This window comes from Cystobacter fuscus (genome assembly GCF_002305875.1).
Classification (GTDB): domain Bacteria; phylum Myxococcota; class Myxococcia; order Myxococcales; family Myxococcaceae; genus Cystobacter; species Cystobacter fuscus_A.
The window spans coordinates 2,130,726-2,145,508 of the sequence record NZ_CP022098.1; the positions used below are offsets into that span (position 1 = coordinate 2,130,726).

General features: G+C 68.8%; 19 protein-coding genes. 7 read left to right on the forward strand and 12 right to left on the reverse strand.

Going from position 1 to position 14,783, the window contains the following annotated elements; all coding sequences use genetic code 11:
* The first annotated feature begins 27 nt into the window (after positions 1 to 27).
* Positions 28 to 1,398 carry a hypothetical protein gene (locus CYFUS_RS08925; RefSeq protein ID WP_157758344.1) on the forward strand — a complete coding sequence of 457 codons (1,371 nt, stop codon included), beginning with the start codon at positions 28 to 30 and terminating at the stop codon, positions 1,396 to 1,398.
* 46 nt (positions 1,399 to 1,444) lie between these two features.
* On the opposite strand, the gene CYFUS_RS08930 is transcribed toward CYFUS_RS08925, so the two are convergent.
* Both CYFUS_RS08930 and CYFUS_RS08935 read right to left on the reverse strand, forming a co-directional pair.
* Positions 1,445 to 1,915: a hypothetical protein gene (locus CYFUS_RS08930; RefSeq protein ID WP_232537455.1), complete on the reverse strand. Its 471-nt coding sequence runs from the start codon at positions 1,913 to 1,915 to the stop codon at positions 1,445 to 1,447.
* Positions 1,916 to 2,088: 173 nt separating this feature from the next.
* On the reverse strand, positions 2,089 to 2,265 hold the full coding sequence (locus tag CYFUS_RS08935; RefSeq protein WP_232537456.1) for a hypothetical protein: 177 nt from the start codon (positions 2,263 to 2,265) through the stop codon (positions 2,089 to 2,091).
* A 54-nt stretch (positions 2,266 to 2,319) separates the two neighbouring features.
* Between CYFUS_RS08935 and CYFUS_RS08940 the strand changes: the two genes are divergently transcribed.
* Both CYFUS_RS08940 and CYFUS_RS08945 read left to right on the forward strand, forming a co-directional pair.
* Positions 2,320 to 2,511, forward strand: a complete 192-nt coding sequence (locus tag CYFUS_RS08940; RefSeq protein ID WP_198317015.1) for a hypothetical protein — start codon at positions 2,320 to 2,322, stop codon at positions 2,509 to 2,511.
* A 96-nt stretch (positions 2,512 to 2,607) separates the two neighbouring features.
* Positions 2,608 to 3,981, forward strand: coding sequence for a hypothetical protein (locus tag CYFUS_RS08945; protein ID WP_157758345.1), 1,374 nt, complete (start codon positions 2,608 to 2,610; stop codon positions 3,979 to 3,981).
* A gap of 24 nt (positions 3,982 to 4,005) precedes the next feature.
* Here CYFUS_RS08945 and CYFUS_RS08950 read toward each other — a convergent pair whose 3' ends face one another.
* The gene (locus CYFUS_RS08950) at positions 4,006 to 4,464 is read right to left on the reverse strand and encodes a GNAT family N-acetyltransferase (RefSeq protein ID WP_232537457.1); all 459 of its coding nucleotides are present in this window, start codon (positions 4,462 to 4,464) and stop codon (positions 4,006 to 4,008) included.
* A 41-nt stretch (positions 4,465 to 4,505) separates the two neighbouring features.
* On the reverse strand, positions 4,506 to 5,267 hold the full coding sequence (locus CYFUS_RS08955) for an alpha/beta fold hydrolase (protein ID WP_232537458.1): 762 nt from the start codon (positions 5,265 to 5,267) through the stop codon (positions 4,506 to 4,508).
* A gap of 107 nt (positions 5,268 to 5,374) precedes the next feature.
* On the opposite strand from CYFUS_RS08955, the gene CYFUS_RS08960 reads away from it, so the two are divergent.
* Entirely contained in the window at positions 5,375 to 5,884 is a 510-nt protein-coding gene (locus CYFUS_RS08960; RefSeq protein WP_095984841.1) for an RNA polymerase sigma factor, read from the forward strand.
* A complete protein-coding gene (locus CYFUS_RS08965; RefSeq protein ID WP_095984842.1) occupies positions 5,881 to 6,636 on the forward strand; it encodes an anti-sigma factor family protein in 756 nt (251 codons plus the stop codon). Before CYFUS_RS08960 ends, CYFUS_RS08965 begins: the two co-directional genes overlap by 4 nt.
* Positions 6,637 to 6,689: 53 nt before the next feature.
* Here CYFUS_RS08965 and CYFUS_RS08970 read toward each other — a convergent pair whose 3' ends face one another.
* Genes CYFUS_RS08970 through CYFUS_RS08990 form a run of 5 tightly spaced genes read right to left on the reverse strand, consistent with a single transcriptional unit; the run spans position 6,690 to position 10,770 of the window.
* Positions 6,690 to 7,301, reverse strand: coding sequence for a glutathione S-transferase family protein (locus CYFUS_RS08970; protein ID WP_095991886.1), 612 nt, complete (start codon positions 7,299 to 7,301; stop codon positions 6,690 to 6,692).
* Between the two features lie 13 nt (positions 7,302 to 7,314).
* Positions 7,315 to 8,439, reverse strand: coding sequence for an RNA ligase RtcB family protein (locus CYFUS_RS08975; protein WP_095984843.1), 1,125 nt, complete (start codon positions 8,437 to 8,439; stop codon positions 7,315 to 7,317).
* Between the two features lie 53 nt (positions 8,440 to 8,492).
* Positions 8,493 to 8,957, reverse strand: coding sequence for a 23S rRNA (pseudouridine(1915)-N(3))-methyltransferase RlmH (locus CYFUS_RS08980; RefSeq protein WP_095984844.1), 465 nt, complete (start codon positions 8,955 to 8,957; stop codon positions 8,493 to 8,495).
* A complete protein-coding gene (gene rsfS / locus CYFUS_RS08985) occupies positions 8,954 to 9,484 on the reverse strand; it encodes a ribosome silencing factor (RefSeq protein WP_198316514.1) in 531 nt (176 codons plus the stop codon). Before rsfS ends, CYFUS_RS08980 begins: the two co-directional genes overlap by 4 nt.
* Positions 9,485 to 9,501: 17 nt before the next feature.
* Positions 9,502 to 10,770, reverse strand: a complete 1,269-nt coding sequence (locus CYFUS_RS08990) for a glutamate-5-semialdehyde dehydrogenase (protein ID WP_095984845.1) — start codon at positions 10,768 to 10,770, stop codon at positions 9,502 to 9,504.
* On the opposite strand from CYFUS_RS08990, the gene CYFUS_RS08995 reads away from it, so the two are divergent.
* Positions 10,769 to 11,107 (forward strand): tetratricopeptide repeat protein, encoded by a 339-nt coding sequence (locus CYFUS_RS08995; protein ID WP_002622181.1) that lies wholly within the window; start codon positions 10,769 to 10,771, stop codon positions 11,105 to 11,107. The genes CYFUS_RS08990 and CYFUS_RS08995 overlap by 2 nt on opposite strands.
* A 7-nt stretch (positions 11,108 to 11,114) precedes the next feature.
* On the opposite strand, the gene CYFUS_RS09000 is transcribed toward CYFUS_RS08995, so the two are convergent.
* Positions 11,115 to 12,167 (reverse strand): hypothetical protein, encoded by a 1,053-nt coding sequence (locus CYFUS_RS09000; protein ID WP_095984846.1) that lies wholly within the window; start codon positions 12,165 to 12,167, stop codon positions 11,115 to 11,117.
* Positions 12,168 to 12,284: 117 nt separating this feature from the next.
* Here CYFUS_RS09000 and CYFUS_RS09005 point away from each other — a divergent pair, with 117 nt between their 5' ends.
* Entirely contained in the window at positions 12,285 to 12,824 is a 540-nt protein-coding gene (locus tag CYFUS_RS09005) for a hypothetical protein (protein WP_232537459.1), read from the forward strand.
* Here CYFUS_RS09005 and CYFUS_RS09010 read toward each other — a convergent pair whose 3' ends face one another.
* Together CYFUS_RS09010 and CYFUS_RS09015 are read right to left on the reverse strand one after the other, a co-directional pair.
* Positions 12,825 to 13,961, reverse strand: coding sequence for an FAD-dependent oxidoreductase (locus CYFUS_RS09010; RefSeq protein WP_095984847.1), 1,137 nt, complete (start codon positions 13,959 to 13,961; stop codon positions 12,825 to 12,827).
* 50 nt (positions 13,962 to 14,011) lie between these two features.
* Positions 14,012 to 14,695 (reverse strand): TetR/AcrR family transcriptional regulator, encoded by a 684-nt coding sequence (locus tag CYFUS_RS09015; protein WP_095984848.1) that lies wholly within the window; start codon positions 14,693 to 14,695, stop codon positions 14,012 to 14,014.
* Positions 14,696 to 14,783 lie beyond the last annotated feature (88 nt).

The following is a 14,783-nucleotide window of genomic DNA, read 5'->3' on the forward strand; positions in this document are numbered from 1 at the left end:
CGTTGTATGTCGATGACAGGGACGGTCATGAATCGGCTTCTGGTACTGTGCGTGCTGGGCTCGATGGCGTTGTTGGGTTGTGAGCCGGCGGGGGAGATGTTGCAGCTCATCCCTTCGCCCGATGGGACCTACCAGGCCGTCGTGCTGGATTGTCGCAATGGCCCGATTGAGCGAATGACTTTGATCAAGGTGGTTCGTTCGGGTGGAGCGTTGGACTGCGCGACCAGGGCTTTGCAGCAAGTGACGTTGTCCCCCGGGCTGTCTCCACGCATGGTCTGGATGTCGGAGGACTCGTTGCTCATCGATGATCGGAAAGAGCGGACGCTCACCTTCATGGAAATCAAGGAGGGAGAGGTGTCGATGACGTTCTCATCGTGGACGGTTCTCAAGACTCCGTCGCGCGAGCAGAGCAGAGGCAGGGAGCATCTCCCGCCAGCACCGCCCTCCATCAAGACGCCGCCCTTCGCCGTGCGAAGCATGTCCAGGGCAGATGTCGTGCCAGAACCGCCCATCAAGACGCCACCCGTCGCGCCAGCGTGCGGTTTCAGGGGCCTGACCTTGCCCGCCGACTTCGCCGTCCTGGCTGGTGGCGGCCACGGGGGCAAGAGGAGCACGGTGCAGATCGATCAGAGCGGGAGCGCCGCCACGACCATGACAGTGAGTGTCGACAACCCGGGCAAGCCCGTCGTGCTGATGCTTGGTTCCCAAGAGCCGACCCTCTGGTCGATCCGACGCTCTCAAGAGACGACCATCCTGGCCGTGCTGGTCAGCAGTTCCTATCGACAGATCGTCGCGGGCCTGGATGCCACCACGCCGGTCACCGTTCTCACGGCCGAGAACAGGAGCGAGTGCGGTTACTTCTACGTGGATGCGAATCGCCTCGAGACGCTGAACCCCATGGCCCAGCGCTTCTTCGGGCGTGATGTCGACATGGTCTACCCGGCAAGCGGAGGTGAGGTCACCCTGGGCGAGGCGAAGGGCACGCCCTCCAAGTGGGTGGGGGGGAGCGACGCGCCAGTGGAGTCGTACGCCGACAAGACGGCGCCGCTGGCGGGGGAGGCGGGCCTTGATGATGCCTTGCGCAAGGGGCTGCTGCGGCGCGCGAACATTGGCGACATCAATAAGTGGGAAGCGCAGATGGCGCGCGTGGCGCCTGGGCGCGGAGCGACATCCGTCTCGGGCGATGGGCAGGCCTCCAGGCTCAGGTCGTCGCACATGATGCGCAATGCATACGTCGTGCTGCGGCCCATGACGTTTCCGGCGGGCCTCTATGGGGCGCGCTCGGCGGTGTTCTTCGTACCGAAAGGCACGAAGCGCCCGCGTGGCAATCCAGGTCACTCCGAGGTCTACGACTTCAACGACATGAGTTGTACCGGTGGTCCGAGGTGTCACCTGTAGTCGCGTGTTGGCGTTGGTTGGAGGACTCGCTCATCCATGGGGGTGTTCATGCCGCCTCCATCGTGGGGTAGTCCGTCAGGCCGGTTTCACCCGGTGCGTAGAAGGTCTGAGGGTTGGGATTGTTCAGCGGGGCCCGCCTGGCGAAGCGCTTCGGCAGATCCGGATTGGCGAGGAACAGCCGGCCATAGGCGACGGCGTCCAGGGTGCCCCGGGCGAGTGCCTCTTCGCCCGTCTCGCGGTCGAACTCACCCGCTCCGATCAGCCGGCCCGCGTAGTGCGACCGGCTCCACTCCAGCGGGATTCCTGGTCCAGACCCATGGGCGAGATCCTGCGCGGTGACACGGGTCACATCGACCCAGGCGAGACCCAGCGGACGGAGCCGCTCGAGAAGATAGGCGAAGGTCTCCTCAACCCGTGGATCCGGGCTCCCCGCGACGGTGGCGCTGGGCGAGAACCTGATTCCAACGCGCTCGGCACCGTAGACGTCCGAGACCGCCGCGAGGATTTCCAGCGTCAAGCGTGTGCGGTTCTCGAGGTTCCCCCTTCACGATGCCGGCGATTTCGGATGTCGTGAGATCAACCGGCGTGAGCGCTTCCATCATGGCCCAGCCGGGTGGCCGTCCCCTGGCTTCGTCTTCCGTGCGTTCGCGCCCGGTGTGCCAGAGCTGGGTGGCGATCAGGCCACCCGCGTCATGGCGTCATGAAGACGCTGTTCGGGTCGGGCACATGGTCGCCGAACGGCGGGCACTCCACGATCTCACCATGCTCCGGCGAGAGCCGCTTCAGCGCGCCGACACCCAGAAGCGTCTCGTCCTCCCAGATCGTCCAGAGGCGGATGTCGGGCGATCGCAGCTCGGTGAGGTCCAAGGCGTGCGCACTGCCCGGTGCCGTCTCCTCCCGGGCACGCGTGGGATGGATGTGGTGTTCCTCCTCCTGGGGGACGCGGTGGTGACTCCGCCCCTGGAGGCCCCCTGCCTTCCCGGCATCATCACCAACTCCGTCAGCCGCTCGCTCGCCGTTCCGCGGCTGCTCGGGCGGGAGTTGCCCGGGAGTCACGCGCTGGCCGAGCGTGCTCGGGCCGTGGTGTGGGAGTATGCACGGCGCGAGGAGTGACGGCCCGCACCGCTGCTTCCCCGGCGAGGGTTGACGCTGGGTAAAACCTCAGAGGACGATGGACCCACGCATTGTGTGTTGATGACAGGGATGGTCATGAATCGGCTGCTGGTGCTGTGCGTGCTGGGCTCGATGGCGTTGTTGGGTTGTGAGCCAGCGGGGGAGATGTTGCAGCTCATCCCGTCGCCCGACGGGACCTACCAGGCCGTCGTGCTGGATTGCCGCAATGGCCCGAGTGAGCGAAGCACTTTGATCAAGGTGGTTCGTTCGGGTGGAGCGTTGGACTGCGAGAGCAGGGCCTTGCAGGAAGTGACGTTGTCTCCCGGGCTGTTTCCACGCATGGTCTGGATGTCGGAGGACTCGTTGCTCATTGATGATCGGAAAGAGCGGGAGCTCACCTCCATGGAGCGCAAGGAGGGAGAGGTGTCGATCATGTTCTCATCGTGGACGGTTCTCAGGACTCCGTCGCGCGAGCTGAGCAGACTCAGGGAGCATCTCCCGCCAGTACCGTCCCCCATCAAGACTCCGCCCGTCGTCGCTTCGCGCGAGCCCAGGGGGGCCGATGTCGTGCCAGAACCGCACATCAAGGCGCCACCCGTCGCGTCGGCTTGCGGCTTCAGGGGCTTGTCCTTGCCCGCCGACTTCGCCGTTCTGGCTGGCGGCGGCTACGCGGGCAAGGAGAGTTCGGTACAGATTGATCAGAGCGGGAGTGTCGCCACGACCATGACGGTGAGTGTCGACAACCCTGGCAAGCCCGTCGTGCTGATGCTTGGTGCCTATGCGCCGACCATCTGGTCGATCCGGCGCTCTCAGAAGACGACCCTGCTGGCCGTGCTGGTCAGCGGCTACCATCGCCAGATCGTCGCGGGCCTGGATGCCGATACGCCGGTCGCCATCCATACGGCCGACGACGGGAGTTCATGCGGTTCCTTCTATGTGGACACGGATCACCTCGAGGAGCTGAACCCCATGGCTCGGCGGTTCTTCGGGCGTGATGTCGACATGGTCTACCCGGCGCACAACGGTGAGGTCATCCTGGGCGAGGCGAAGGGCACGCCCTCCAAGTGGGTGGGTGGGAGCGATGCGCCAGTGGAGTCGTACGCCGACAAGACGGCGCCGTTGGTGGGGGATGCGGGCCTTGATGATGCTGTGCGCAAGGGGCTGCTGCGGCGCGCGAACATCGCGGACAGCAACGCGTGGGACGAGGAAATGGCGCGCCTGGCGCCTGAGCGCGGATCGCCACCCGTCGCGGGCGGAGTGCCAGCCCCCAGGCGGAGGTCGTTGCACATGATGTACAACGAATACGTCGTCCTGCGGCCCATGACGTTTCCGGCGGGTCTCTACGGAGCGAACTCGGCGGTGTTCTTCGTACCAAGAGGTACGGAGCGTCCGCGTGGCAATCCAGGCGGCTCCGTGGTCTACGACTTCAACGACATGAGTTGTACCGGCATGTTGTGCCGCCTCGAGTAGCCGCGTGTTGGACCGGCGGGAAGCTCACAGCTCGAGCGTCATGAAGACGCTGTTCGGGTCGAGCACATAGTCGGCGAACGGCGGGCACTCCACGAAGCCATGGCTCGTGTAGAGCGCCCGTGCGGGCCGGAAATAATCCCAGGAGCCCGTTTCCAGGCTGAGGCGCGACATACCGCTGGCCCGTGCGGTCTCGATGATATGGCGCAACATGGCGCTTCCAGCGCCCCGGCCGCGCATGGATTGCGCCGTATGCATCGACTTGATCTCACCATGCTCCGGTGAGAGCTGCTTCAGCGCGCCGACACCCAGAAGCGTCTCGTCCTCCCAGATCGTCCAGAGGCGGATGTCGGGCGATTGCAGCCCGGTGAGGTCCAAGGCGTGCGCACTGCCCGGTGCCGTCTCCGCCCGGGCTCGTGTGAGATGGATGTGGAGCAGCTCGATGACGCGCGGGTCACCGAGGTCGCCTGGGATGATTCGCATCATGGCTGGCTTCCTATCATCTCACGCGACCTTCTCGCCTTGCTTCAGTCCCCGGCGTGCTTCGCGGCGTCCTCGATCAGCGCCGCGACCTCCTTGGGGTGCGACACGTAGACCGCATGGCTTCCCTTCACCTCGACCTTGTGGCTGTGGGCGCGTGCGGCGTACATCCGTTGCAGCTCGGGATGGATGATCTTGTCCTCCGTCGACACGAGCATCCAACTGGGCTTTGTCTTCCAGGCGGGATTGACGATGGGCGTCGACATCGCCCGGAGCGAGGTGGGCATCTGCGAGCGAGCCATGAACTCGGCCTGCTCGCGCGGCAGGTCAGCGGCGAAGTCCTCATGGAAGCGCGCGGGATCGATGAAGAGGAAACCGTCCGGCGTGGGTGCGATCGCCTTCGAGGCGCCTGGCATCTTCGCTTTGTTGGAGACGCCGCTCTCTCCCGTGTCCGGCATGTGGGCCGCGATGTAGACGAGCCCGGCGACCCGTGGATCCGTTCCCGCCTGGGTGATGACGGTGCCACCGTAGCTGTGACCGACCAGCAGGACGGGGCCTTGCTGGCGGTCGAGAAGACGCTTCGTCGCGGCGACATCGTCTTCCAGCGAGGTCATCGGGTGCTGGAGGATGCTGACGTTGTACCCGTGCTTGATCAGGATGTCGTGAACGGGCTTCCAGCCGGAGCCGTCGACGAAGGCTCCATGAACCAGAACGACGTTCTTCACCGGGGCGGCGAGCACGGGAGAGGAAACCCCTCCGAGGACGAGGAAGGCGGCGAAAGCAGAGGCGAGGCGGTTGAGGTGCATCATGAGGTGTCCTTTGAAGAGCCCGTGAGACGACGCTCGCGCGCACCTATTCCCCGGCTTTCGGAGCGGTGCGGAATAGGGACAGGATTCGGTCGTCTCACGAGCGCCCCATGACCGAGACCGACGAAGCCGAACTCCGTGACTTGATTCCCCGCTTGCGGCGGTTCGCACGGGCCTTGACCCACGATTCCACCGCCGCCGACGACCTCGTGCAGGCGAGCCTCGAGCGCGCGGTGTCGAGATGGAAGAGCCGGCACGAGGCGGGCAGCCTCCAGGCCTGGCTGTTCTCCATCCTGTACCGGCGCTTCCTCGACGAGCGCAAGCGCGCGGGGCGCTTCTCGCGGCTGCTGGACGTGTTCCGGGGTCCCCGGGACGTGGCGCCCTCGGCCGAGGAGGTGGTCATCGCCCGCGCCTCGCTGGAGTCCTTTGGCCGGTTGCCACCCGAGCAGCGGGCGTTGATGCTGCTGGTGGCCGTGGAGGGCTTGAGCTATGGCGAGGCCGCCGAGGCGCTCGGGGTGCCCATCGGGACGGTGATGTCCCGCCTGTCGCGCGCGCGCAAGGCGCTGCGCGAGTTGACGGACAATGATGTGTCTCCTCCTTCTCTCCGGGTGCTGAAATGACGCCGCTCATTCCGACCGAGGACGAACTGCACGCCTATGTCGATGGCCAGTTGGACGATGGCCGGAGGCGGGAGGTCGAGGCCTGGCTCGAGGCCACCCCCGAGTGGGCGGAGACGGTTGCCGCATGGAAGCGCGATGCCGAGCGGCTGCGCGCTGCGCTCGCCAATCCCCGTGCCCTCCCGCCCGCTCCCCAACTCGAGCCCTCCGCCATCCGCCGCTCGTTGCGCGCCCGGACGCGCCAGCGCGTGGCCTTGGCGGCGGCCCTGGTGCTCACGGCGGGCGTGGGCGCCGTGGGCGGCTGGGTGGCCCGCTCGATGACGATGGCCGCCACGCTCCCGCCCATGGAGGACGCGCTCCAGGCCTACCGCCTGTTCGCGATGGACCAGGCGCACGCGCTCGAGCTGGACGCGTCGAAGTCCGACGACTTGAAGCGATGGCTGGTCAGGAACCTGGGCCCCCGGGCGGCGGTGCCGGATCTCCAGGCGCACGGCTTCACGCTGCTCGGCGGGCAATTACTGTCGACCGACGCGGGCGCGGCCGCTCTGTTGCTCTACGAGGCCCGGGACGGACGACGTCTCGGCTTCTACATGCGTCCGGGAACCCGGGTTCCCGGCCGGACGAAGGGGCTGCGTCAGGATGGAGTGCTGCTCACCCATTACTGGTTCCGCGACGGCTACGGCTTCGCCGTCATCAGCCTCTCGGATGATCCGCGCGCGGACGAGGTGAAGGAGGCCCTCGACGCCTCGACGTGACGGGCCCGTTCGCCCCGGGCTCGGTGCGTCACCGCCGCGAGCACCATACGCTCTCACGCCACCGGGTCGCGCAGGCGCAGGTGGCGTGGTTGGGCCTGCACCCGCTCGAACCAGGCGCGGATGGCCCGGTAGCGTCCCAGCTCGAAGCGGCCCTCGTCCGCCACGTGTGTATAGGCATACAGCGAGATGTCCGCGAGGCTGTAGGTGTCTCCGGCGAAGAAGGGGCGCTTCTTGAGCTCGCCTTCCATCACGTCCAGCGCGGCGTAACCCTTGTGGATGCGCTCCTCCAACTCCTGCTCCTTGCCCGCGGGAATCCCGAAGAAGGAGATCCACGCGCGCGCCACGGCGATGTAGGGCTCGTGGCTGTACTGCTCGAAGAACATCCACTGCAGCATCCGCGCCCGCTCCAGCTTGTCCGAGGGGATGAAGGGCGTGCCCTCGGCGAAGTACCAGAGGATGGCATTGGACTCGGCGAGGAACACTCCCGGCTCCAGCTCCACGGTGGGCACCTTGGCGATGGGATTCTTCGTCTTGAATTCCGGCGTGCGGGTCTGCCCGGCGGCGATGTCCACCTCCGCCGTCTCGAAGGGAATGGCGAGCTGGTGCAACAGCAGGCGGACCTTGTAGCAATTACCCGAGGGATGGAACTGGTAGAGCTTGAGCATGGCGGGCACGAGCCTACTCCCGCCGACTCCGGGTCTTGTAGGTCAGCAGCGGGGCGAGCGTGGCCACCACGCGCACGAGTCCGGCATCGACCAGATCGCCCACCACGCGATCGATGGCCTTGTACGCGGGCGGGGCCTCCTCGAAGAGCAGGTCGCGGTCCTCGCACACGACGTGGCTCTTGAAGGTGGTGCGCAGGAGCGCATCGGGGGTGAAGCGCTCGCGCAGGCGCTCGCGGGCATGGGTGCGCGTCCACTTGCGGCCCGCCCCATGCGCGAGGCTGTAGGCATGGTCCTCGCCGTCTCCCAGGGGCAGCACCAGGTAGCTCAGCGCGCCGCGGCTGCCGGGAATCACCACCGGCCCTTGATCCGAGGGCGCCGCGCCCTTACGGTGCAGCCAGCCTTGCCCTCCCTCCCACGTCTTGGGCGTGACGCTGTTGTGGCAGACATCGAGCACCCGCCGCCCCGCCGTGCCCACGCCCCGCATCACCCGCTCGGCGATGGCGGCGCGATTGGCCCGCGCCCAACCCACCGCCTGATCATGCCGAGCGAGGTAGGTGCGCGCCTCGGCCGACTCCTCCGCGAGGCTTCCCGCGCCATGTCGGTCCACGTGCGCGCGCAGGATGTGTTCTCCCAGGCCCCGCGAGCCCGAGTGCACCAGCAGCAGCAACCGATCCGTCTCCAGCTTCAGCGTCTGGAAGGCCCGTGCGTCGTGCACCGCCTCCACCCGCTGCACCTCGGCGAAGTGGTTGCCACCGCCCACGGTGCCGAGCGAGGCCTCGAAGCCGCAGGGCCTGACGCCCGCGTCCGCGAGCATCGCCTCCGCGTCGCCCTCCCAGGGGCCTTCCAGGTCCAGCCGCGCGGCCCATCGCTCCGGCTTCGCCTTGCGCGCGGGCAGATCCAACGCCCACAGCCCCATGCCGCACCCGATGTCGTTGCCCACCAGGAAGGGATAGAAGACGCCTTGCGAGGTGAACGCGGCACCCACGGGAGCGCCCTTGCCCGGGTGCAGGTCTGGCAGGCCCACCGCGGAGCGCATGCCGGGAAGCCGCGCGGCGGCCTCGAGTTGACGCAGGGCTTCTCCCTCCACCCACGACTGGGGCGAGGCGATGACACGGACTCGGGGAAGGGTGGAGTTCATGCCGCCCCCGGACGCGCGCGGCGCGCGCCGTCTGACGCGCCGGGCGGGGCGGGCTACTTGTGGTACGGCTCGCCCTTGAGGAGCGTGAAGGCGCGGTAGAGCTGCTCCACCAGCACCACGCGCGCCAGGCGGTGCGGCAGCGTCATCTTCGACAGCGAGAGCACGAGGTCGGCCGACTGCCGCACCCGCTCGTCCAGCCCCTCATCGCCTCCGATGACGAGGAGGAGATCCTTCGCGCCATCCCGGGCCCGGCCCACGTAGCGGCTGAACTCCACCGAGTCGAGCAGCTTGCCCCGCTCGTCGAGCGCCACCAACAGGTCCTGCGGCTTCTTGCGCGCGAGCAGGGCGTCGGCCTCGAGCGCGCGGGCGTCCGTGGCCTTGCCCTTCTTGCCACCGGCCTCGGGCAGCTCCACCAGCTCGAAGCGGGTGTAGTGGGCTAGGCGCGAGGCGTATTCCTGGACCGCGGGCTCATAGAGGCCCGAGCGATCCCTGCCCACCGAGACGAGCCGGACCTTCAGGCCACCTTCTCCCGGCGCGCGTCGGCCCAGATGCCCTCGAGGTCATAGTGGGCGCGCATCTCCGAGTAGAAGACGTGGGCGACCACCTCGCCGAAGTCCAGGAGCACCCACTGGCCGGTGTCCATGCCCTCGTGGCCCACGGGGCGCAGGCCCTCGCTCTCCTTGAGCTTGACGAGCACGTGCTCGGCCATGGAGGACACCTGCCGGTCGCTCTCGCCCGAGGCCACCACGACGTAGTCGGCGTAGGACGTCATGCCGCGCACGTCGAGGATGACGATGTCCACGGCCTTCTTGTCCGACAGCAGGTTGGCGATCTTTCGCGCGAGCGCATGGGCGCGTGGATTCTCCGGGATGGCCGGAGCGGCCGCCGCAGGCGCGGGCGCCTTCTTCTTGCGGACGGACGGCTTCTTGCGCACGGCCAGCTTCTTCGCCGTCGTCTTCTTCGCGGCCGTCTTCTTGCGGGCGGCGGGCGTCTTCGTCGCGCTCTTCTTCGCCGCCGGCTTCTTCGTCGTCTTCTTGGTCGCCATACGTGTCTGGGCGCACCCTAGCGCACCTGGCCCTGTCCGTGGATGACGTACTTTTGACTCGTCAATTCTCTCAGGCCCATGGGTCCAAAGGCGTGCAGTCGGCTGGTGGAAATCCCGATTTCGGCCCCCAGGCCCAGCTCTCCCCCGTCGTTGAAGCGCGTGGAGGCGTTCCAGACCACCGCGCTCGCCTGGGCCTCCCGGGTGAAGCGCCCGGCCACCCCGGCGTCCGCCGTGACGATGGCCTCGGTGTGCTCGCTGCCGTAGCGGCCGATGTGCTCCAGCGCCTCCTCCAGCCCGTCCACCACCCGGATGGCCAGGATGAGGTCCAGGTACTCCCGGCCCCAGTCCTCCTCGGTCGCGGGTCGCGCCGCCACGCCGGCCTGCCCGAGAATCCCTCCCGAGGCCGCGTCCGCGCGCAGCTCCACGCCCCGCGCCGCGAGCTCCCGGCCCACCTGGGGCAGGAAGCGCCCGGCGATGGCCCGGTCCACCAGCAGACACTCGGCGGCGTTGCACACCCCCGGACGGCTCGTCTTGGCGTTGAGCACGATGCGCGTGGCCATCTCCAGGTCCGCCGCGGCGTGCACGTACACGTGGCAGACGCCCTTGTAGTGCTTCACCACGGGAATGCGCGCGTGCTCCGCCACGAAGCGGATGAGGCTCTCGCCGCCCCGGGGAATGCACAGGTCGATGAGGCCCTCGAGCTTGAGCAGCTCCAGCAGCGTCTCGCGCTCGCCCGGGGGCACCGGCTGGATGCTCGCGGCCGGCAGCCCCGCCTCGGTGAGCCCCACCGCCAGCGCCGCCGCGATGGCCGCGTTGGAGCGCGCCGCCTCGCTGCCTCCGCGCAGGAGCGCCGCGTTGCCACTCTTGAGGCACAGCGCCGCCGCGTCACTCGTCACGTTGGGTCGGGCCTCGTAGATCATCAGCACCACCCCCAGCGGCAGCCGCACCTTGCTCACGTGCAGGCCGTTGGGCCGGTCCCACTCCTCCGTCCGCTCGCCCACCGGATCCTTCAGGTTCGCCACCTCCTCCACCGCCCGGGCCATGGCCTCCACCCGTCCGGCATCCAGCAGGAGCCGGTCCAGGAAGGCCGAGGGCTTGCCCGCGGCGCGCGCGGCGGCCAGGTCCTCCGCGTTGGCGGCCAGCAGCGAGGGCAGGGCGGCGCGCAGGTGGCGGGCCATGGCACGCAGGGCCTCGTCCTTCTGGGCGGTGGGGGCGGAGGCGAGCACGCGCGAGGCCTTGCGGGCGGCCTCGGCGAGGGAGCGCACGTCTTGCTTGGCAACGGACATGCCTCTCCTCTATCACCCCGCCATGAGCGACGCCCGGTTGGAGCAGTTCAAGAAGATGGCCGCCCAGTTCCCCGACGCCCCCATGGCGCACTTCTCCCTGGGCAAGGCCCTGCTGGAGGCGCGGCGCTACGCCGAGGCGGCCGAGGCCCTGGAGACCGCCGTCCGCCTGGATCCCCAGTACGCCGCCGCCCTGGTGTCCCTGGGAGACGCCTACTCCGGAGCCGGGCAGACGTCCCGGGCGCGCGAGGTGCTCACCCGTGCCCGCGACACGGCGCTCGCCCAGAGCCATGCGAGCCTCGCCGAGGAGATCGACGAGCGGCTCTCCGGGCTGGAGTGAGCGGTCGTCAGGGCCGCCAGGTCAGGCCCACGCCCACCACGGGGCGGAAGTAGGACAGGCCCGTGGTGGGCATCCGGCTGCTGCCATAGACGGCCGAGGACAGCTCCACGTCGAGCCAGTCGTTCAGGGGCCGTACCAGTCGCACCGACAGCATGTTCTGCGCCTCGTCCTCCTCGAGCAGGGTGATCTCCGGCGACAGGTAGACGCCATCCGGGTAGAGGTTGAGCCCCAACGCGCCCTGGGCCAGCAGCGTCAGCTTCCAGGGCAGGCGCATCCCCAGGGTGGCGCTCAGCCGGTGGCGGTGCACCGACTCGCCGAAGCTGTTGGAGTTGTTCTCCGCGTAGGTGTACGCGAGCCCCAGCGACAGGGGCCCCTTGTAGGTGTAGCCCACGGTCGCGAGCAGGGCCGTGTCCGCGCGCCGAGCCGTCACGCGGGGAGGCTCGGCCGGGGCCAGGCGCGCGGCCGAGGCGTAGCGGCGCGCACCGTACTCCCCGGTGAGGCTGAAGGTATGGCGGCGGTCGAGCCGGTAGCGCGCGAGCACCCCCAGCTCGGGGCTGCTGAAGTTCGCGGAGGGCTCCGGGCGGTAGAGGAAGCGGTGGGCACCCAGGCGCAGGCGCAGGGCGAGCCGCGCGTCCGGGACGTACTCGGCGAAGGCCGAGGCGGCCAGGTCCGTGTACGCGCGGCCTCCACCTCGCCGGTCCTTGGCGCGTCCCTCCGCACCCAGACCGAGCGACTCGCCCAGCGCGCGCGAGCCCTCCACCGCGGCGGCCTGCACGAGCGTGTTCTCCCAGGTGTAGTCGAGGTAGACGCGAGCGCCCCCGTCGTAGCGGCCCACCAGCTGCCAGCGCTCGGCGGTGTAGCGGCCCTCGGCCGAGGCGAGCAGGCTGAACACCCCGTCCGAGGTGTCGCGGGTGGTGCCCCGTTGGGAGAAGTCCCGCGGCGCGTTGCCATCCCACAGCACCCGGCCCGTCACGCGCAGGCGTCCCTCCACGTCGGCGGCCCGCGCACCACCGGCCCGCGCCACGACCAGCACCAGGAGCGTGGAGAGGATGCGTTTCAAGCGAGCGCACCATACTCCGGGCCAGGCCCGCTCTGTCCACGAGAGGACCGGACTCCAAGGGAGGGCTTCAAGGGGGCTCGGTGACGTCTCCCCGGCGGGCCGGTAGATTCCCACCCCATGCGCCCCCCTTTCGTGCTTCCCATGTGTGCCCTGCTCGCGCTCGTGGCCTGCGCGTCCCCTTCCTACGTCGCCAATCTCAAGGGCGAGACGACCATTCCCGCCGCTCCCCCGGGCGACACCAACACCCCGCTCGACGCCTTCCCGGCCTTTGGTGGCTTCACCAACCTCGACTTCAACCGGAACCAGGACTTCCAGAACCTGGACATCACCAAGGATCGCGTGACGTCCGCGCGGATCTTCTCCTTCCAGCTCAAGGTGCTCGCGCCCGCGGATCAGGACTTCTCCTTCCTGGACACCGTGGAGTGCTATGCGCGCTCGGGAGATCGGGAGGTGCGGGTGGCGCACAAGCAGAACATCTCCGCGCTGAACTTGAGCGCGCCCAATCCCGTGCTGTTCCTGGAGTTGACGGACGCGGAGCTGCAGCCCTTCCTCGCCGCTCCGTCCATGAGCCTGCTCGTGCGGGGCAAGGGCCGCATGCCGTCACGCGAGGTGCGCCTGCAGGCCGAGGTGAAGCTGGACGTGCTCGTGGGGCGGTGATCAGCCGGCCGCGGCGTACCGGGCCATCATGTTCAGCAGCCCCTGGGGGGCGTCGGGCTCGAAGAGCGCGATGAGGTTGGCGGCGGACTCGGCGGCCGACCTCTCGCCGCGGGGGAACAGCTCCCGCTCGTACGCCGCCAGCGCTGCTTCCACGTCGCCGGGGTGGGCGATGAGTGCCCGCCCGAGTTCGGCACCGTCGAGCATGGCCAGGTTGGCGCCCTCTCCGGCGAAGGGCGACATCAGGTGGGCGGCGTCGCCGAGCAGGGTGACTCCCGGCGTCCGGGGCCAGGAATGTCCGACCGGCAGGGCGTGGATGGGCCGGGGAACGAGGTGGTCGTCGGCGTCGGAGATCAGCGCCAGCAGGGATTCGTCCCAGCCGGCGAAGTGCTCGAGCAAGCGGGCCTTGATGGCGGCCGGGTCGGTGACGTCGAGGGAGGCCGCCCAGTCGGCTGGCTTCATCAGCGCGATGTAGACGTGCAGCTCGCCCTTGCCTCCGCGGTGGGCGATCATTCCCTTGTGCGCGCCCAGCGCGAACATCGAGCCTCGGCCCACGAGGGCGGCGCTGGCGGGATGCCGGGTGTCGGCCTCGCTCAGGTGTGCCTCGATGAAGGACAGTCCCGAGTAGACCGGCACGGCCGCCGACACGAGGGGTCGGACCTTCGACCAGGCTCCGTCGGCGCCGATCAGCAGCTCGGTGTCGACCACGTCCCCGTTGCCCAGGGTCAGTCGGTGCCGGCCATCGCCGAGCGCGCGGATGGCGGTGACCTTGGACCCCCAGCGGACCCGTCCCTCGGGCAGGGAGGACAGCAGCAGATCTCGCAGCGCGCCGCGCTCGACCTCCGGCCGGCCGCCTTCGCCCTGCTCTTCAAGTCGCACCGTCGCGTTCTCGTCCAGGACGCGCAGCTCCTCGCCGCCGGGTTGGATGAGCGGCAGGAACCGCTCGAACAGCCCGGCCTCGCGCAGGGCTCGCTGCCCGGAGTCCTCGTGGATGTCCAGCATTCCGCCCTGGGGGCGGGCCGTGGGTGAGGCGTCGAGATCGTAGAGCGTGGCGTGGATTCCGGAGAGGGCCAGGACGCGGGCGAGGGTCAATCCGCCCAGCCCGGCACCGACGATGGTGATCGAGGGGGTCGCGGTCATGGGTATGGCTTCTTCGTGGGGGTGGGTTGCGTCGTGGGTGGGGACGGGCGTCAGCGCCGCGGTCTGGGGGTGCGCGGGATTCCGTTGATCAGGACGTCGAAGCCCCAGGTGAGGCGGTCGGGGCCGGGGCCGGACAACAGCTCGTCACCGAGTGCGGCGATGCGTGGGTGGCTGGCGGCCGGGACGGTGCGCAACGCGGTGGCCAGGGTGTTGAACCCGTCTTCTTTACTCGCCTCCCCATCGCGGGTGCCGTGCTCGACCGCCGTGCTCGTGGCGTGCAGCAGGAGCAGATCGACACCCCACGCCGCCTGGTCGTCGGCAACACCGCCCTCGGCGAGGAGGGCGAGCAGCTTCTCCAGCAGCGCCAGGTAGTGCGGCCCCGAGGGGCGGGAGACCATCGCGGAGCGGGCGAGGCTCGGCTGCTCGAGCAGCACCTGGGTGTAGGAGCGCAGCACCCCGACGAGCCGGGTCCGCCAGTCGCCGTCCCCGCCGCCGAGATCGACGGTGCCCAGCAACTCATCCAGCACGCCGGCGTGGAGCTCGGCGGCGTTGCGGAAGTAGACGTAGAGCGAGGCCGCGCCGGTATCCAGCTCGGTGGCCAGCCGGCGCATCGTCAGCCGCTCCAGTCCCTCCCTGCGGACCACGTCCAGTGCGGCACTCACGATGGCCTGGCGGGTGAGCGCTGGCTTCGCTGGGCGCTCGCGACGGCTGGTGGGCGGTGGGGTCGAACTCATGCCCCTACTCTAACGAACATGTTCGTCAGGAACAAGTTCTTGACGAACATGTTCGTTGCAAGGGGTATGGGGGTGCGAGAGGGTCGGC